16 protein-coding genes are annotated in these 18,561 nt (G+C 60.2%); 5 read left to right on the forward strand and 11 right to left on the reverse strand.

From position 1 onward, the window contains the following. Window positions 1-180: 180 nt before the first annotated feature. The 4 genes from QMX86_RS22010 to cmoB all read left to right on the forward strand — a co-directional run bounded on the left by QMX86_RS22010 (window position 181) and on the right by cmoB (window position 3,042). Window positions 181-573: a protease inhibitor I42 family protein gene (locus QMX86_RS22010; RefSeq protein WP_073473261.1), complete on the forward strand. Its 393-nt coding sequence runs from the start codon at window positions 181-183 to the stop codon at window positions 571-573. 164 nt (window positions 574-737) lie between these two features. Then, the gene (locus QMX86_RS22015) at window positions 738-1,157 is read left to right on the forward strand and encodes a hypothetical protein (RefSeq protein WP_073473263.1); all 420 of its coding nucleotides are present in this window, start codon (window positions 738-740) and stop codon (window positions 1,155-1,157) included. Between the two features lie 188 nt (window positions 1,158-1,345). Further along, window positions 1,346-2,089: a carboxy-S-adenosyl-L-methionine synthase CmoA gene (gene cmoA / locus QMX86_RS22020; protein ID WP_073473266.1), complete on the forward strand. Its 744-nt coding sequence runs from the start codon at window positions 1,346-1,348 to the stop codon at window positions 2,087-2,089. Beyond that, window positions 2,086-3,042, forward strand: a complete 957-nt coding sequence (gene cmoB, locus QMX86_RS22025) for a tRNA 5-methoxyuridine(34)/uridine 5-oxyacetic acid(34) synthase CmoB (RefSeq protein ID WP_016773354.1) — start codon at window positions 2,086-2,088, stop codon at window positions 3,040-3,042. The genes cmoA and cmoB overlap by 4 nt, the downstream gene beginning before the upstream one ends. Window positions 3,043-3,207: 165 nt before the next feature. On the opposite strand, the gene tadA is transcribed toward cmoB, so the two are convergent. From tadA to treP, 7 genes are all read right to left on the reverse strand, one after another. Further along, window positions 3,208-3,708 carry a tRNA adenosine(34) deaminase TadA gene (tadA, locus tag QMX86_RS22030; RefSeq protein ID WP_071173476.1) on the reverse strand — a complete coding sequence of 167 codons (501 nt, stop codon included), beginning with the start codon at window positions 3,706-3,708 and terminating at the stop codon, window positions 3,208-3,210. Next, on the reverse strand, window positions 3,708-5,084 hold the full coding sequence (locus tag QMX86_RS22035) for a multicopper oxidase family protein (RefSeq protein WP_282385631.1): 1,377 nt from the start codon (window positions 5,082-5,084) through the stop codon (window positions 3,708-3,710). The genes tadA and QMX86_RS22035 overlap by 1 nt, the downstream gene beginning before the upstream one ends. A 117-nt stretch (window positions 5,085-5,201) precedes the next feature. Beyond that, window positions 5,202-5,492 carry a PTS transporter subunit EIIB gene (locus tag QMX86_RS22040; protein ID WP_122706569.1) on the reverse strand — a complete coding sequence of 97 codons (291 nt, stop codon included), beginning with the start codon at window positions 5,490-5,492 and terminating at the stop codon, window positions 5,202-5,204. A 2-nt stretch (window positions 5,493-5,494) separates the two neighbouring features. After that, window positions 5,495-8,023, reverse strand: a complete 2,529-nt coding sequence (gene ptsP, locus QMX86_RS22045; RefSeq protein WP_282385634.1) for a phosphoenolpyruvate--protein phosphotransferase — start codon at window positions 8,021-8,023, stop codon at window positions 5,495-5,497. Between the two features lie 50 nt (window positions 8,024-8,073). Further along, on the reverse strand, window positions 8,074-9,297 hold the full coding sequence (locus QMX86_RS22050) for a carbohydrate porin (RefSeq protein ID WP_282385636.1): 1,224 nt from the start codon (window positions 9,295-9,297) through the stop codon (window positions 8,074-8,076). 107 nt (window positions 9,298-9,404) lie between these two features. Continuing rightward, window positions 9,405-11,051, reverse strand: coding sequence for an alpha,alpha-phosphotrehalase (treC, locus tag QMX86_RS22055; RefSeq protein WP_282385638.1), 1,647 nt, complete (start codon window positions 11,049-11,051; stop codon window positions 9,405-9,407). Between the two features lie 21 nt (window positions 11,052-11,072). Continuing rightward, entirely contained in the window at window positions 11,073-12,515 is a 1,443-nt protein-coding gene (gene treP / locus QMX86_RS22060) for a PTS system trehalose-specific EIIBC component (RefSeq protein WP_024014201.1), read from the reverse strand. 235 nt (window positions 12,516-12,750) lie between these two features. Between treP and treR the strand changes: the two genes are divergently transcribed. Then, on the forward strand, window positions 12,751-13,455 hold the full coding sequence (gene treR / locus QMX86_RS22065) for a trehalose operon repressor (protein ID WP_016773346.1): 705 nt from the start codon (window positions 12,751-12,753) through the stop codon (window positions 13,453-13,455). Window positions 13,456-13,857: 402 nt separating this feature from the next. Here treR and QMX86_RS22070 read toward each other — a convergent pair whose 3' ends face one another. From QMX86_RS22070 to QMX86_RS22090, 4 genes are all read right to left on the reverse strand, one after another. Further along, window positions 13,858-14,262: a type II toxin-antitoxin system death-on-curing family toxin gene (locus QMX86_RS22070; RefSeq protein ID WP_073473283.1), complete on the reverse strand. Its 405-nt coding sequence runs from the start codon at window positions 14,260-14,262 to the stop codon at window positions 13,858-13,860. A gap of 383 nt (window positions 14,263-14,645) precedes the next feature. Further along, on the reverse strand, window positions 14,646-16,223 hold the full coding sequence (gene guaA / locus QMX86_RS22080) for a glutamine-hydrolyzing GMP synthase (RefSeq protein WP_016773344.1): 1,578 nt from the start codon (window positions 16,221-16,223) through the stop codon (window positions 14,646-14,648). An 80-nt stretch (window positions 16,224-16,303) separates the two neighbouring features. After that, a complete protein-coding gene (gene guaB, locus QMX86_RS22085) occupies window positions 16,304-17,773 on the reverse strand; it encodes an IMP dehydrogenase (protein WP_016773343.1) in 1,470 nt (489 codons plus the stop codon). A 105-nt stretch (window positions 17,774-17,878) separates the two neighbouring features. Continuing rightward, complete coding sequence (locus tag QMX86_RS22090) at window positions 17,879-18,427, reverse strand: hypothetical protein (protein WP_016773342.1); 549 nt, start codon at window positions 18,425-18,427, stop codon at window positions 17,879-17,881. Window positions 18,428-18,561: the final 134 nt, after the last annotated feature.

Raw genomic sequence — 18,561 nt, forward strand, 5'->3', positions numbered from 1 at the left:
GGCTCGCTCCCACAGGGTGATGCAGTGAACACAAAATCTGTTGACACTGCTGATCACTGTGGGAGCGAGCCTGCTCGCGAAGGCGTCAGCTCTTGCAACACCATTCTCCCTGACTGTCACACTTTGTCTCATCTTCAGTTATGCTCGCCGTTCGTCGTAACCGCCGGAGCTGCTGACCTTATGTCCCCCATTCGCCTGTTTGTCCCCCTCGCCCTTTCCTTGCTGGCGGCCTGCGCCACGCAACCGAAACACAACGTGACCGTGGAAAAACAAAGCGAATGCCCCGTGCGGCTCAACGTCGGGCAAAACCTGATCATCAGCCTGCCAAGCAACCCGACCACCGGCTACCGCTGGGCGATTCAGGATTCGGCTGGCGGCGTGTTGCGCGCCCTCAGCCCCGAGGTTTACAGCAATCCGGAAGATGCCGGCGTGGTGGGCGCAGCGGGGGTTTCGACCTGGCGCTTCCAGGCCTTCGCGGCCGGCACCGGGCGTTTGCGCCTGACTTCGCAACAACCGTGGGCTCCGGAAGTGCTGCCAGTGGAAACCTTTGACTGCGCCATTTCCGTGGAATGATCGGGTTCGCGAATCCTTCCTGACATTCGCGATAACCGCGCACGATTCCATGATCTATTCGTATAAAAAACTGTCATTTCTGTCAGTTACCAGCCCTTCGCACTCACGTTTAGAGTGGACGCAGAGCAGCTCCCCATGAGCTGTCGCGTATTCAAGGAACGGCCATGAGCACTCAAGACAAGGATTCCAAACCCCAAGCCAACGCCTTCACCTGCCAGATTGAAGGCGCAGAGGCGTTCAGCTTTCCGTTAGTCACTGCGTTCCGCACCGAGCGAATTACCATCACGGGCGCCGACTATCTCCCACTTGATCAGGATATTTACAAGATTGAGTTCACTTTCGATAACGACATCGTGACTGCCGAATACAACCTCGGCCATGCCAAGGTAAAGGTCGACACCGAGACGGGGAAGGCCAACATACGATATACGCCGATCAGCATGACCCTGAAGCTGACCGTTGACCATTTCTCCAAGTCCGTCTCCGGCGTATATGCCATCGATACGGTCCAGGACTACGGCGGTGTGATAACCCCTGGAATCAAGCTGAACGGGAATTTCGCAGTCAATTATATCGACAGCTGAGACAGCCTTGGCCCGCTGAGCTGCGCAGAGCGTGACTCACAACTTCAGATCGCCTCGTGCGCGGCGACTCAAAGTCGCCGAATCACCCGTCTTTAACCGCACCGAAGCGGCTTATCAGCAATTCAAGCATCCATGCCGCACTTTGGCTAAAATGCCGGCCTTTTCCACCGACACCGCCGGACGCCGCCGTGAGCAAAGAACCCGATCGCCTATTCGCCCAGCCTTTGGCCCAGGTGCCTGACTTCGCCTTCAATGAAGACGTGGTGCGGGTGTTCCCGGACATGATCAAGCGCTCGGTGCCGGGTTACCCGACCATCGTCGAAAACCTCGGCGTGCTCGCGGCGCAGTTCGCCCAGCCGAACAGCGTGCTCTACGACCTCGGTTCGTCGCTCGGGGCAGTCACTCAAGCCCTGCGCCGTCATGTGCGCACTGACGGTTGCCGGGTCATCGCTGTGGATAACTCGGCGGCGATGGTCGAGCGTTGCCGTGAGTACCTCAATGGTCAGGATTCGATGTTTCAGGAATTGCTGCCAGTCGAGGTGATCGAGGGCGATATCCTCGCGCTGGAGTTTCAACCGGCCTCGGTGGTGGCGCTGAACTTCACCCTGCAATTCATTGCCCCGGCCCAGCGCACCGCGTTGCTCTCGCGCATTCGCCAATCGTTGTTGCCCGGCGGCGCGCTGATTCTCTCGGAAAAGCTGCGCTTCAACGATGCCGAAGAACACGCCCTGCTCACCGATCTGCACGTGGCGTTCAAACGCGCCAACGGCTACAGCGAACTGGAAATCGCCCAGAAGCGCAGCGCCATCGAAAACGTCATGAAGCCCGACAGCCTCGAAGAACACCGCGAACGCCTGCTGGCCGCCGGGTTCTCGAAAGTCGTGCCGTGGTTCCAGTGTCTTAACTTTGCCTCGTTGATTGCCTTGCCATGATTGATCTGTCCCCCCTCGCCCGCCGTCTGGCCGGTACCCCGCTGGCCGAATGGGCCAACACCCTGCAAGCGCAACTCGACAAGAAAATGGAGAAGGGCCACGGCGATCTGGAGCGCTGGCAAAGTGCGCTGGACGCCTTGCCGAAAATCCAGCCAAGCGAAATCGACCTGCTCAACGGCCTGAAACTCGACACCGATTGCGACGACGACACCCGCGCGCAGATGCGCACCGCGCTGATGGGCCTCTCGCCATGGCGCAAAGGGCCGTTCGACCTGTTCGGTGTGCATGTCGACACCGAATGGCGTTCGGACTGGAAGTGGTCGCGCGTCTCCCCGCACCTCGACCTGAAGGGCAAACGCATCCTCGATGTCGGCTGCGGCAACGGCTACTACATGTGGCGCATGCTCGGCGCCGGTGCCGACAGCGTGATCGGTGTCGACCCGAACTGGCTGTTCTTCTGCCAGTTCCAGGCTGTGCAGCGTTACTTGTCCGAGCCGAATGCCTGGCACCTGCCGTTCCCGTTTGAAGACCTGCCGCCGAATCTGGAAGGCTTCGACACAGTATTTTCCATGGGCGTGTTCTATCACCGTCGCTCGCCGATCGAGCATTTGCTGGCGCTGAAGGATTGCCTGGTCAAGGGTGGGGAACTGGTGCTGGAAACCCTCGTGGTCGAAGGCGACAAGCATCAGGTGCTGGTGCCGGAAGATCGCTACGCGCAGATGCGCAACGTGTGGTTTTTGCCGTCGGTGCCGGCGCTGGAATTGTGGCTGCGCAGAGCCGGATTCAGCGATATTCGTTGTGTGGATGTCAGTACCACGACGGTGGAAGAACAACGCGGGACGGAGTGGATGAAGTATCAGTCGCTGAGTGATTTTCTTGATCCTGAGGATCACAGCAAAACCATTGAAGGGCTGCCGGCGCCGATGCGGGCGGTTATCGTCGCCAGGAAGTAAGCGTATTTTCCCATGACCGCGGTGGGCCTGCCCCTCACCCCAGCCCTCTCCCCAGGGAGAGGGAGCTGATTGTTGAGCTTTTCAAAACTTGAGTCCGACTCGGTATTTCAGGTCGGCGGACTTGGTCCATTCAACTAGGTCGGTCCCCTCTCCCTCTGGGAGAGGTTAGGGTGAGGGGCTTTTGGTGCGTCTGGCGCGGAAAAACTCGGTCAGCACCGCACCACACTCTTCAGCCAGCACCCCGCCCTCATACAGCACCCGGTGATTCAAAAAGCCCTGGGTAAAAAACTGTCCCTGACTCTGCACAATCCCGGCCTTGGGTTCCAGCGCGCCGTACACCACCCGCGCCACCCGCGAATGCACGATCAGCCCGGCGCACATGCTGCACGGTTCCAGCGTCACATACAGCGTGCTGCCCGGCAGGCGATAGTTATCCACTGCCTGCGCGGCGGCGCGGATCGCGACCATTTCGGCGTGGGCACTCGGGTCACTGGTGCTGATCGGGCAATTGAAGCCGCGACCGATGATCACGCCATCGTGCACCAGCACCGCGCCCACCGGCACCTCACCGAGGGCGGCGCCCTGTGCGGCGAGGGTCAGGGCTTCGCGCATGAAGTCGCGGTCGCGGCTGCGGTCGATGATCGCCGCCGGGCGGATCTGGCGCATCACTTCACCTCGATCGCGGCCATCAGGCCGGTTTCCATGTGGTCGATGACATGGCAGTGGAACATCCACACCCCCGGGTTATCCGCCACCAGCGCCACTTGCGCACGCTCGTTCTTGCCCAGCAGATAGGTGTCGGTGAAATACGGCACGACTTTGTGCCGGTTCGACGCGATCACCTTGAAGCTCATGCCGTGCAGGTGGATCGGGTGCTGGTACTGGGTCATGTTCTTCAATTCCAAAATATAGCTCTGACCCAGTTTCAGGCTGGCAATCGGTCGGTCAGCACAGGTCTTGTCGGTGATGTCCCAGGCCTTGCCGTTGATCTGCCACAGGCTCGGCGGTTTGCCGTTTTCGGTGTTCACCGAGACCGAGCCGACCCATTCGAAATTGAAGTTGAGTTTCTCCGCATTGGCCAGATCCGGCTCGGCCACCGGGTTGGCCGGCAGGGCTTTCGGCCAGTCCGTCGGCGCGTCGGTGTTGGCGACTGAACGTAGCGTGCCCAGACGCACCGGGCCGTTGCGCAGCGACAACTCTTCACCCGCCGCCGGGGCCTTGATCGCCAGGCAAATGCGCATGCCGGGGCCGAGCCAGTATTCCTTGCCCAACGGGCGGGGCTCGACCGGGTTGCCATCCAGCGCGTAGATCTTCGCTTCGACACCGGGGATGTTGATGCGATAGGTCAGGGTATTATCGAGATTGAGCAAACGCACCCGGGTGATCTGCCCGGCCGGCAGATCAATCACCGGCAACGGCACACCATTGATCGTCGACAGGCGCCCAGCGGTACCGCCACGGGCCGCTTCGCGGGGGATGCTGAATTCGACGAACTGGCCTTGCTCGTCGATGTGCCAGTTCTTCAGGCTCAGGGTTTTCTCGTACTTGAAGCCGGTCGGCTCGCGTTCTTCGATGATCAGCGGCCCGACCAGCCCGCGCCCCAGTTCCTCGCTGCTGCTGACATGCGGGTGATACCAGTAGCTGCCGGCGTCCGGCACGCGGAATTTATAGTCGAAGTATTCGCCCGGCAGCACCGGCAGTTGCGATACGTAGGGCACGCCGTCCATCTCCAGCGGCAGGCGGATGCCGTGCCAGTGAATGGTAGTCGCCACCGGCAGGTGATTGATGAAGCGCACCCGCAGCCATTCACCCTGACGCACACGCAACTCGGTGCCCGGCGCCGACGGGCCGAACGCCCAGGCCTCGGTCTTGTGCCCCGGCACCAGCTCGACGTCCAGCGGCGCGGCGATCAGTTCATAGTCGTGGCCGGCCTCGGCGTCGGCCATCTTGCCCAGCCAGTAACGCGACGCGCCTCCCGCGCCCACGCCAACGACAACAAGACCGGCCAGGCCACCGAGGATTTGGCGACGGGTAAAGGACATGAACTCAACTACCTCACGTATCAGCGACAGACCCCGAGGGATCCGCAAAAGGCGAATACGATACACCCGCAGTTGAGAAACAGTAAGGGCGACCTGCGGCCGCACGTCTTGTCGGCCTTATGCGCGCAGCCCGGTAATCAGGTGCAGCACGCCGCCCTCAAGCGGCATGACGCCCGCCACACCGGCCACACTCAGGGCCTGACGGTCGACACGGGCCTCGTCGTGCAGCGCCACGCGCACCCGAGTCAGCGCCACCGGTTGCTGCGACTTGAGGTTATCCACACCGCCCAGCGCCGCAACAATCTCGGCGCTCAGGCCGGCAATCGGTTCGGCGACGGCTTTCACCTCATCCGAGACCAGATCCGGCGTCAGTGCTTTCCAGAATGCCTGCTGCAATTTGTCGAACATGTTCAATTCTCCATAACCGGTGAGGCATCGACTTTCGCCCCATGAAACTGCTGCAAGGCTGCGCGCACGTCGGCGGCGCTTTCCAAGTTCGAAACCTGTTCGGCGATGATTCGACAGTCGGCCAGATCCACTTCGCGGACCGCCGACTTGATCGCCGGAATCAACGGCACGCTCACCGACAGCTCATCCACACCCAGCCCCAGCAGCAACGGCACCGCAAGGCGTTCAGACGCCATGGCGCCGCAGACGCCGACCCATTTGCCGTGGGCATGGGCCGCCTTAACCGTCATCGCGATCAGGCGCAGCACTGAGGGATGAAAGCTGTCCGCCTGACTGGCCAGACGCGGATGATCACGATCCATGGCCAGGGTGTATTGGGTGAGATCGTTGGTGCCGATGGAAAAGAAATCCACGTGCGGCGCCAGCACATCGGCCATCAGCGCAGCGGCGGGCACTTCGATCATGATTCCCAGCTTTGGCATGTGCCTAATGCCGACTACTCGCGCCTCCTCTTCGAGGATCTGCCGCGCCAGACGCAGCTCGGCCAGATTCGTGACCATCGGCAACATGATGTGCAGACGCGTCAGTTCACAGCAGGCGAGGATTGCGCGGAACTGCTCGCGCAACAGTTGCGGTCGTTCAAGACACAGACGAATGCCACGCAAACCGAGGAAAGGATTGGTTTCGCTGTCCATCGGCACATAAGCCAGCGGTTTGTCGCCACCGATATCGAGGGTGCGCACCACCAGATTGTGTACCGGCCCGATGGTGCGGGCGATGGCGCTGTAGGTGGCCACTTGTTCATCTTGGCTGGGAGCCTGTTGGCGGCCCAGGTAGAGAAATTCCGAACGCAGCAGGCCAACTCCACTCGCGCCCAGCTCCATGGCCTGGGCGGTTTCTTCCTGCGAGGCAACGTTGGCGGTGACTTCGATGTGCTGACCGTCACGGGTGCAGGCCGCCTCGCTGGCCTGCGCCAGTTCCAGCTGATGACGCTTACGCTGGCGCTCATGCCGCGTGCGCAATTGATCGATGGACTCGGCGTCCGGGTGCAACTGCAATTCGCCTTTGTCGGCATCGAGCAGCACCCGCGTGCCGTTGCCGAGCCCGAGCATTTGCAGCGGCATGCCGCAAATCGCCGGCAAGCCACAGGCCCGCGCGAGGATCGCGACATGGCTGGTGGCGCCGCCGCCAACGGTGGCAAACCCGAGCACCTTGCGCGTATCGAGCCCGGCGGTCTGGGAAGGGGTCAACTGATCGGCGATCAGAATGGTGTCGTCCGGCAACTCCAGCGTCTGCTCGTGAACACCGAGGATCAGCTTCAGCACGCGCTGGCCGACATCATCCAGATCCGCCGCGCGCTCAGCCAGCAAGGCATTGCCCAGCGAGCGAAACATCGCCGCCGTTGCGTCGGTGCTGGTCTTCCAGGCAAACGCCGCGCTGTTGCCTGCGTCGATCAGCGCCCTGGCCTGATCCAGCAGGCTCGGGTCAGCGAGCAGTTCCTGATGTGCCTTGAAGATCTCCGCCTGCGCCTGGCCGCTGGCGGTGTCGCGCAGATGTTGCAGGGCCATGTCGGCTTCGATCAGGGCTTGGCTCAACGCCTCCAGTTCAACTGGCGGCTCGGCGCCGAACTCGGTGACCATGAGCGACGCTTCGACGATCTGCATGACTTGTCCCAACGCCGAACCGGGCGAGGCGCAGACACCGCGCAGGATGTTCGGCATTTCTGCTGCATCGACTTCGACCGGTGCGGGCGCTGTCACCGCTTCGCCGCAGCCTTCGCTCAGCAAGCGTGTCAGCGCCGCGACCGCTGCCTCGGCATCTTCACCTTCGGCGCTGACCTGCACACTGTCGCCATGGGCCGTCTGCAACGCCATGATCGCCACCAGGGATTTGCCGTTGGCTTGCGCTTGCAGCTTGTGCAGATGGATGGTCGCTGAAAATGCTTTGGCCGCTTGGGCAAATACTGCCGCCGGCCGCGCGTGCAGGCCATTGGGATTGGGCAGGTTGATCGGCTGCGAGAACACCGCGTCGCCCGGCACCGGCGCTGGATGTTCGCCAACGGCTGCGCCGACCACCACGTCCAGCACTGGCTGGCCCACCTCGACCAACCCGGTTGAGCCAACGAGTGAATCGAACGGCTCGCCGCTGACCACCAGCATCAAGGTCAACAAACTGCGCGCGTGCAGGGCAATGTAGTCAGCATCGAAGTCGATCAGCGCCTGCCCCGCTTCGACCCGCTGCCCCGCTTCAACGCGGCGGGTGAATCCTTCGCCGGCGAGATTCACCGTGTCCAGGCCGATATGCATCAACACCTGCACACCCGCGTCACTGGTGATGGTGAGCGCATGCCCGCTGGCCTGCACATCGCTGACCACACCGGCCAACGGTGCGCAGAGCGTTGACGAAGTCGGGTCGATGCACAAACCGTCGCCGATGATCCGCCCGGCAAACACCGGGTCGGGCACCTGGTCCAGCGCCATCAGCACGCCGGATAAAGGAGCCAGCAGCTGCAATTGTTGGGGTGTGGCCATGACATCACCTGAGCTTGTATTGATTGAATGAGCGGTCGCAGCCGCTTTGCTTATTTCCACCAGTAATCAACCTGCAGCCCGACATTGGCCCCGTGCCGTGCGTTGCCGAACGCGCCGGTGTCGGACAGCGCCGAACCTTTGGCCAACAGGTTGGCGGCACGCTTGGCTGCCTGGTTCCAGCTGGCATAGGTGTAATACAGACGTACTTCGGGCCGCGCCCAGAATTCCGGGCCTTTCGGTGACCAGGTCGGCGCGAAGGTAAACTTGCTCAGCTTGCGCGTGCCGTCCGCCGCCTCGACCTGATCGTGCCCCAGTTCGGTCACCAGTTTGAACTGCTCGCTCAGTGCATAGGCCGGGCGCACACCGAGTGAGAGCCAGTTCTGGTCGGCGCCACCCTGACGAATATCTTTCTGATACACCGCCTGGAATTGTCCGCCAAAACGTGGCGTCAGTTGCCAGTCGAAGAACTCGACGATGCGATAGCTCTTGTTGCGGTCATCGAGCCTGACGTTACCGGTATAGCCCAATCCGGTTCCCGGCCCTTCGCCGTATTGCAGCGCCAGTTTGTTCTTGCCACCGAAAAAGTCCTGCTGCACATGCTGGGTGGTGATCGCCCAGCCACGGTGGGCATCGCGGCTGTCGGGCTTGTCGATGTAACTCAGGCCGAACTCCAGTTCACCGCCCGGGTTACTGTTGAAACCGCCGACGTTGAAGTCGTGGCGGTTGATGTAATCCTTTTGGTAAAGGTTGTCCTTGCGCGAAAAGGCGTAGCTGTATTTCAGGCCCCCGAGCATCACGTCTTGAATGCCTGCACCGGTGGCGCTCTGGTTCCAGTAATAGAAATCGGAAATATGGATGTCGTTACGTTTGTAGTAACGCCGCCCGGCCCACAGCGAGCCGCCGTTGAGCGCGGGCATCGCCGACCATTGCGCATACGCCTGCGGCAAACGAATCGAGCCGTTGTCTTCCTTGAACGTCAGGCTGCGGTCGTAGCGGTTATACAGCGAGGCCATGCCGTCGACGCTCAGCACCGAGCCGTCGTCGAGGGTGTACAGATCCTGGCGCAGCTCGAGCTCACCGTACTGCTCGCACTCGTTACCGAGGCGATATTTGGTCTGCGCGCCGGGCAACTGGAAACACGACTGGCTGCCGCTGTTGACCGAAGTACCGACACCGCTGCGCAGATAGCCGCCGAACTCCAGCGCATGTGATGACGTGGGCATTGCCAGACAAATCCCCGCGACTGCCAGACTGTAATTTATGGTTGCTCTCATATATGCCACCCGTTGTTTTTATTGTGTGGTTGCAGGAATTCAGCGCGCACAAATCCCCCGCGCAGCGTTCTGCGTGTTTTTTCAAAGGTTGTTATTCAGTTAAAAAATCAGGGGTCGGTCAGGTGCAGTACGAAGGATTCGTAAGGTCGCAACTGCAGCAAACTCGTGCGTTGCGGGCAGTCCGGGTAATTGCTGATCAACAAGCGCTGCTCCTGGGCTTCGTCGAGCAGCGCCGGTAGCTCGACCTCACAGGCAGTGCCATAGAAGTTGTTCACCACTAACAAGCGTTCTCCCGTCCCCTCGCGCAGGTACGCCCAGACCTGTGGATGCTCCGGCAACAACTGGCGATAGATGCCATCGGAGATCAACGCTTCAGTGCGGCGTAAAGCGATCAGGCGCCGATAGTGATGCAGCACCGATTCCGGGTCGTGCAGTTGATGCGCGACATTGATCAGTGCGGCATTGGCCGATACACCAATCCATGGTTCGCTGCGAGTGAAGCCGGCGTTGTGCCCGGCGTGCCAGTGCATCGGCGTGCGCCCGTTGTCGCGGGACTTCTGCATGATCGCCGCCATGTTGTCGAGGTCGCTGGTGCCGGCTTCACGCTTGAGGCGAAAGATATTCAGGGTTTCGACGTCACGGTATTGCTCGATGCTCTCGAACCCCGGATTGGTCATTCCCAGTTCTTCGCCCTGATAGACGAACGGCGTGCCCTGTAACAAGTGCAGCGCTGTGCCGAGCATCTTCGCCGACAGCTCGCGGTATTCGCCGTCGTTGCCGAAGCGCGAGACCACGCGCGGCTGATCGTGATTACACCAGAACAGCGCATTCCAGCCAGCGCCCGCCTGCATGCCGGTCTGCCAGTCGGACAGGATCTGCTTGAGCTGGAGGAAGTCGAAATCGGCGCGGACCCACTTCTGCAGGTTCGGGTAATCGACCTTCAAGTGATGAAAGTTGAAGGTCATCGACAATTCTTTCGACTGCGGATTGGAGTAGCGGATGCAGTGTTCGAGGCGGGTTGAAGACATCTCGCCGACGTTGATCAGCTCATGCCCTTCGAAGACCTCACGGTGCATTTGCTGCAAGTACGCATGCACGTTAGGCCCATCGGTGTAGAAGCGCCGACCGTCGCTGTCGTCCTCGGGGAAGTCCGCCGGTTTCGAGATCAGATTGATCACGTCCAGACGAAAACCACCGACGCCCTTGTCGCGCCAGAAACGCATCATTTTGAATACTTCGTCGCGGACCTTGGGGTTGTCCCAATTGAGGTCGGCCTGGGTGTGGTCGAACAGGTGCAGGTAATACTGGCCGGTCTGCGCTTCGTATTCCCAGGCCGAACCGCCGAACTTGGATTCCCAGTTGTTCGGCTGGTCGCGCCAGATGTAGAAGTCACGGTAAGGGTTGTCGAGGCTGCTGCGGGCCTGCTGGAACCAGACGTGCTCGATCGAGGTGTGGTTGACCACGATGTCGAGCATCAGCTTGATCCCGCGTTTGCCCGCTTCGGCGATCAGCAGTTCACAGTCGGCCATGCTGCCGTAGCTCGGATCGACCGCGTAGTAGTCGCTGATGTCGTAGCCGTTGTCGCGCTGCGGCGAGCGCAGGAACGGCGTGATCCACAGGTAATCGACCCCCAGCCATTGCAGGTAATCGAGCTTGGCGACGATGCCGAGCAGATCGCCGGTGGCGTTGCCGGCATGGCTGTGAAAGCTCTTCGGGTAGATCTGGTAGATCACCGAACGTTGCCAGTCTTGCATGGCGCGACTCCTTTATTGATTTCAGGCAACCCGGTAACCCGGACGGACGATCTTCATGCTCAGCACGCAGGTCAGGGCAAACGGCACGAGCATGGCGATCAGCATCCCGATGACGAACATCGGGATGAATTGCGGAACGATCGAGATGAAACCGGGCAAGCCACCGACGCCGATGGCCGAGGCCTGGATCTTGTTCAGCGAGAGGAACATGCAGCCCAGCGCCGAACCGGCCAGCGCGGCGTAAAACGGGAATTTGTAGCGCAGGTTGACGCCGAACATCGCCGGCTCGGTGATGCCGAAATACGCAGAAATCGCCGAGGTCGAGGCCATGCTCTTGTCCCGCGCATTACGCGTCATCCAGAACACCGCCAGGGCCGCACTGCCCTGCGCCAGATTGGACATGACGATCATAGGCCAGATGAAGGTGCCGCCCTGGCTGGAGATCAGTTGCAGATCCACGGCGAGGAACATGTGGTGCATGCCGGTGATTACCAGCGGCGCATACAACAGGCCGAAAATCAGACCGCCTACCAACGGCGCCAGATCGAACAGCATCACCAGCCCTTCGGTGATGTAGATGCCGATATGCCGGGTCACCGGGCCGATGATCGCCAACGCCAGCACGCCAGTGACAACGATGGTGGTGATCGGCACCACCAGCAACTGCACCGCGTTGGGCACGCGTGCGCGCAGCCATTTCTCGATGACGCTCATCACGTACGCCGCCAGCAGGATCGGCAGGATCTGCCCCTGGTAGCCGACCTTTTCCACCTGGAACAGGCCGAGGATGTCGAAGTACGGCAGTTGCTGCCCGTCAAGCCCGGCCACCGCCTTGCCGTAATTCCAGGCGTTGAGCAGGTCCGGGTGCACCAGCATCAGACCGAGGACGATGCCGAGGATTTCGCTGCCGCCGAAACGCTTGGCTGCCGACCAGCCCACCAGCGCCGGAAGGAACACGAACGAGGTGTTGGCCATCAGATTGATCAGGCTCCACAACCCGTCGAGGTTGGGATAGGCATCGAGCAGGGTCTGGCCCTCGATGAACATGCCCTTGGCGCCGAGCAGGTTGTTGATGCCCATCAACAGGCCGGCAATGATCAGCGCCGGCAGGATCGGCATGAACACATCGGAAAACACCCGCACCAGCCGCTGCATGGCGTTTATCTTCTCGGCGCTTTTCTGTTTAACGTCGGCGATGGTCGATGCCGCAAGGCCTGTCTGCTGGCGCAGTTCGGCATAAACCTTTTCAACATCACCCGGGCCGATGACCACTTGATACAACCCGCCGGTGAAGAACGAACCCTTGACCAGATCGACGCCATTGAGCGCGGCCACATTCACCAGCGCGGGGTTCTTCAGCGCCAGGCGCAAACGCGTGACGCAATGCGCCGCCTGCTCGATGTTGTCACGGCCACCAAGGCTTTCCAGCAGCTCCTTGGCGATGTTCGGATAGTCATGGCTCATGCTTGTTCTTCCGTCGTGGATTGTTGTTATAGGCAGCACGCCGAAACGAAAAATACTCGTCTGTACGAGTTAATGCAACAACTCGTCTGTACGAGTTTGCATCCGTGGATGAACGTCAGAAAAACGCGGATTCTTCCTACTCCGACCTAAGATGTTTTCCTTCGTCCGCATGGACAAACCCCTACCCTGCCCTTAAGGTTCGGGGTTTTGAGCACCGTCGGCACAGAGTCCAGCCATGAGCAAATACAACCAGATCTACAGCGATTTGCTTGCCAGCATCACCACCCAGCGCCTGGAGCGTGGCGCCCGGCTGCCTTCCGAAACCGAACTGATGGACACCTATCAGGCCAGCCGGGGCACGGTGCGCAAGGCCATCGACCAGTTGCAGGAGCGCGGTTTCGCTCAAAAGATTCACGGCAAAGGCGCGTTCGTGCTGTCGACCAACCCGATCGAATTCCAGCTCGGCGGCATCGTCAGCTTCCAGGAGACCCACCCGCGACTGGGCAACGACGTCAGCACCGAAGTGGTCGAGATGTGTCAGGTGCCGCTGGAAGGTGCGCTGCTCGAACACATCAATGCCGAACCCGGCAGCCCGATCACCCGGATCAAGCGGGTACGGCGCATCGACGGCAAACGGGTCATCCTCGACATCAACCACTTCGTCAGCGACGTGATCCCCGACCTGTCAGCAGACATCGCCGAACATTCGATCTACGCCCACATCGAACAGACCCTGCAACTGCAGATCGCCTACGCCCAGCGCACCATCGAAGCCGTACCGTCCAGCAAGGACGACCAACAACACCTGGACCTCGACGGCCAGAGCCATGTCATCGTGGTCAGCAACCAGACCTTCCTGCAGGACGGCCGCCAGTTCGAATACACCGAATCGCGGCATACGCTGGACAAGTTCTATTTTTCGGATGTGGCGCGGCGGTAATGTCCGCTGGCAAGCGAGCCCGTCCAAAATATGTGGTTGGCATACACGCTGGTGCGTCGCAACAGCGCCAGTACAATTGTTCAAAAGGGTGAATCTTGGACCGAACGGCCAATGCTATGTCTGGGCTCAAGCGATGCCGCGCATCATGGCCTCATGTTTCGTGACATCGCTGCACTGACCCAGCGCCTGATAAAATTGGCCTGCCGCTGCAAAGCCGCCTGCCGACTGACCCGTTTCCAAGGCTGCGAAATGAAAAAACCCTCGGCATCACACCAAGGGTTTTAGTTAATCGAACTTACCGCGGGATTACTTCCCCTTAATTAACAATAGAGACGAAAATCATAAGCACCATTGCCCAACCAGAACCAAGGCAAATCAAGTGAGCGAGCACAACAGGCGTAACTAGTACGATTCCTGGTTTTGAGAAGCCTTGAAGCAGGAGTAGAGAATGTCAGCAAAGTCATGTTCGTTAATCTCACCGGTAACCAAATCCCTGACGGCATCCGCCAGCAGATCGTTGTCCAAGGTGATTTCATAATCATTGAGCGAGAGATATTCCAAGCCGACTGCCAGCCCGGTGCGCTTGTTGGCATCAGGCAACGCGTGGCCTTGCGCGATGCTGGCAGTGTATTTGGCAGCAATTTCAAATACATCGTCGAGCCCGTTATAGGCTATCGCATTGTCGATTCTGGCGAGCGCGCCTTGCAAGATGGGAATATTCACACGCCCCTTCATGCCGGGCTCAGTAGTCAAGATCTGTGTGTTTATTTCAATGACTCGCTCAAATGGAAAGTGGATTAGCTCCATTACATGTCAGCCAGCTTCTTGAATGTCTTCTGGTGAGTTCTGAGAACCAGTTTCGTTTCTGAGTAAACAATCTGCTTACCCTGATCGCCTCCCAAGTCCAGCTTCTTGGTGGCTTTGATTTTGGGCCTATCTACTATGCATACGCCATAGGTGCTCAGCTTGTGGTTCATCGATTTTTACCCCAAACGACTTGATCAGTTTCTGCTCGTAAAGTAGCACAGTCGAAAGACAGGTACATCGAGGCATCTCCGACGTCGTGCACCGATTGCTAACGGCACCGTCGCTAGGCCAGCGCCTGGGTGTCGATCCATCCAACTGCCAATACAAAAAGCCCGCAACTCAGCGGGCTTTTTGTCAGTCAGTACAGGCCCTCAGGCGCGGGATCACTCCCACTCAATCGTCGCCGGCGGCTTGCTCGACACGTCGTAAGTAACGCGCGAGATGCCTTCGATTTCGTTGATGATGCGGCCGGAAACGGTTTCCAGCAGTTCGTAAGGCAGGTGCGCCCAACGTGCGGTCATGAAGTCGATGGTTTCCACGGCACGCAGGGCCACGACCCAGGCGTAACGACGGCCATCGCCGACCACGCCGACCGATTTGACTGGCTGGAATACTACGAACGCCTGGCTGACCTTGTGGTACCAGTCGGCCTTGCGCAGTTCTTCGATGAAGATGTGGTCAGCGCGACGCAGCAGGTCGGCGTATTCCTTCTTCACCTCACCGAGAATGCGCACGCCCAGGCCCGGGCCCGGGAACGGGTGACGGTAGACCATGTCGTACGGCAGGCCGAGTTCCAGGCCCAGACGACGGACTTCGTCCTTGAACAGTTCGCGCAGGGGCTCGACCAGTTTCAGGTTCATCTCTTCCGGCAGGCCGCCCACGTTGTGGTGCGACTTGATCACGTGGGCCTTGCCGCTTTTCGCGCCAGCCGACTCGATCACGTCCGGGTAGATGGTGCCCTGAGCCAGGTACTTGATGTTGTCCAGCTTGCACGATTCGGCATCGAACACGTCGATGAAAGTGCGGCCGATGATCTTGCGCTTCTTCTCCGGGTCGGCTTCGCCGGCCAGGTTGTTGAGGAACTGCTCCTCAGCATTGGCGCGGATCACCTTGACGCCCATGTTCTCGGCGAACATCGCCATCACTTGCTCGCCTTCGTGCAGACGCAGCAGGCCGTTGTCGACGAAGACGCAGGTCAGCTGATCGCCGATGGCCTTGTGCAGCAGCGCGGCAACCACCGAGGAGTCAACGCCACCGGACAGACCCAGCAGCACGTTGTCGGTGCCGACCTGGGCGCGGATGTTGGCGATGGCGTCTTCAGCGATCTTCGACGGCGTCCACAGGGCTTCACAGCCGCAGATGTCGAGCACGAAGCGCGACAGGATGCGACCGCCCTGTTTGGTGTGGGTCACTTCCGGGTGGAACTGCACGCCGTAGTAAGCGCGGTCGTCGTTGAACATTCCGGCGATCGGGCAGCTTGGGGTGCTGGCGAGGATGTGGAAGTCTTCCGGCATCTTCGTGACTTTGTCACCGTGGCTCATCCAAACGTCGAGGCCGAACAGGCCGTCGGCGTCGATGTGGTCTTCGATGCCGTCGAGCAGGCGGCTCTTGCCGACCACGTCAACGCGGGCGTAACCGAACTCACGCAGTTCGGAACCTTCCACCTTGCCGCCCAGTTGCTCGGCCATGGTCTGCATGCCGTAGCAGATGCCGAATACCGGAACGCCCAGGTCGAACACTGCCTGCGGGCAGCGCGGGCTGTTGGCTTCGTGCACGGACTCGGGGCCGCCGGCGAGGATGACGCCTTTAGGGGCGAATTCGCGGATCGCATCTTCGTCCATGTCGAACGGGTGCAGTTCGCAGTACACGCCGATCTCGCGCACGCGGCGGGCAATCAGCTGGGTGTATTGCGAACCGAAGTCGAGGATCAGGATGCGGTGAGCGTGAATGTCGAGGGCCATGACTCATTCTCATGTAGTGAATCAGAAACAACTCGGGGCTGAATGAACAGCCCCGGTGATTTAACGTTTTGCTGGAAGCCTCAACCTACGCGGTAGTTTGGCGCTTCCTTGGTGATCTGCACGTCGTGAACGTGGGACTCGGCCATGCCGGCACCGGTGATCCGCACGAACTCGGGCTTGGTGCGCATTTCTTCGATGTTGGCGCTGCCGGTGTAACCCATCGAGGAACGCAGACCGCCCATCAACTGGTGAATGATCGCGCTCAGGGTGCCTTTGTACGGCACACGGCCTTCGATGCCTTCCGGAACCAGTTTCTCGGCGCCTGCCGAGGAGTCCTGGAAGTAACGGTCGGACGAGCCCTGGGCCTGGGACATGGCGCCCAGCGAACCCATGCCGCGATAAGCCTTGTACGAACGGCCCTGGAACAGTTCGATCTCGCCCGGGGCCTCTTCGGTACCGGCGAACATCGAGCCCATCATCACGCAGGACGCACCGGCGACGATGGCCTTGGACAGGTCACCGGAGAAACGGATACCGCCGTCGGCGATCAACGGCACGCCGGTGCCTTCAAGGGCGGCGGCGACGTTGGCGATGGCACTGATTTGCGGCACACCGACACCGGCGACGATACGGGTGGTGCAGATCGAGCCAGGGCCGATACCGACCTTGACTGCGTCGGCGCCCGCTTCAGCCAGGGCCTTGGCGGCAGCGCCGGTGGCGATGTTGCCGCCGATCACCTGCACTTCAGGGAAGTTCTCTTTGACCCAGCGTACGCGGTCGATCACGCCTTTGGAGTGACCGTGTGCGGTGTCGACCACCACCACGTCCACGCCGGCATTGACCAGTGCAGTCACGCGATCACCGGTGTCTTTACCGGTGCCGACCGCAGCGCCGACGCGCAGACGACCTTGATCGTCCTTGCTGGCCAGCGGGTAGGCTTTGGCTTTTTCGATGTCGTTGACGGTCATCATGCCTTTGAGGGCGAATTTGTCGTCGACGATCAGCACGCGCTCGATGCGGTGCTTGTGCAGCAGTTCACGCACGTCGTTCTTGTCGGCGCCTTCCTTGACCGTGACCAGACGCTCTTTAGGCGTCATCACTTCGCGGACAGTGGCTTCCAGACGGTTTTCGAAACGTACGTCGCGGGAGGTGACGATGCCGACCAGGTCGCCATCGTGCAGTACCGGAACGCCGGAGATATTGTGCAGACGGGTCAGTTCGAACAGATCACGCACCGTGGCATCGGCCTCGATGGTGATGGGATCCTTGACCACACCGGCTTCGAACTTCTTGACCTTGCGCACTTCGGCAGCTTGCTGCTCGATGGTCATGTTCTTGTGGATAATGCCGATGCCACCTTCCTGAGCCATGGCGATTGCCAGACGGGCTTCAGTAACGGTGTCCATGGCGGCAGAAACCAGAGGAATATTCAGTTCGATGCCACGGGTAAGACGGGTCTTGAGACTGACTTCGTTGGGAAGCACCTCGGAATAACCGGGCACTAGGAGAATGTCGTCGAATGTCAGAGCTTCTTGGCTGATACGCAGCATCGCGGGGGCTCCCGAGCGGGAAAATGGAAGCGCGCCATTATAGTCAGACACCCCCTGCTGTTCAATGTAAAACTCAGCCTAATTGATAGATGGAAAAGCCCGGCCCTACAGCTCCACCTTGACCCAAGAGACAGGTTGATCGAGCCAATCGGCGAACTCGTCGATAAAGCTCTGCTTGAACCCCGCCTCCAGCCAATTGTTGAAAATGAAGCCGAGGTTGGAAAACGCGCATTCCTGCAAAAACAGGAAGCCGTTGATGTCGTCCTCGTGCCCGCATTCCGGGCAGGTGAAATTGTCGGTGCGCCCTGGAAACCAGTCTTCAAGACTCTCGAACAGCGCCTCACCCACTTCGCGGCGGCACTCGGCGCAACCAGCCTCTTCGAGAAAGCCTTTGGCCGGGGTGTAGATGCAGCGTTTGGTGACGATCTCCAGGCCATTGATCGGCTCGCCGAACGGCAGCGCTTCGGGGTACAGCACCACGGCGCGAGCACCATCAGCGATGGCGTGGGCCATACGGTTGCCGGTGCGGCCGCAGGTGGTCAGCTGTTCTTCGATGATGTTCTTGCGCACCAGCCAGCGCACGATCGCCCGCGCCCGGGGCTCGTGCACCGGCAGGGTGGAGATTTTCGGGACGATGATACTTTGCGAGTTCATGGTGGAGCCTGCTGCCAATATTTGAGATTTCGAATGTGGGAGCGAGCCTGCTCGCGAAAGCGCAGTGTCAGGCTGCATTTTTGTTGCTGACCCACCGCATTCGCGAGCAGGCTCGCTCCCACAAGGAACTGCGG

Source organism: Pseudomonas sp. PS01270, from assembly GCF_029959775.1.
GTDB classification, from domain to species: Bacteria; Pseudomonadota; Gammaproteobacteria; order Pseudomonadales; family Pseudomonadaceae; genus Aquipseudomonas; species Aquipseudomonas atacamensis.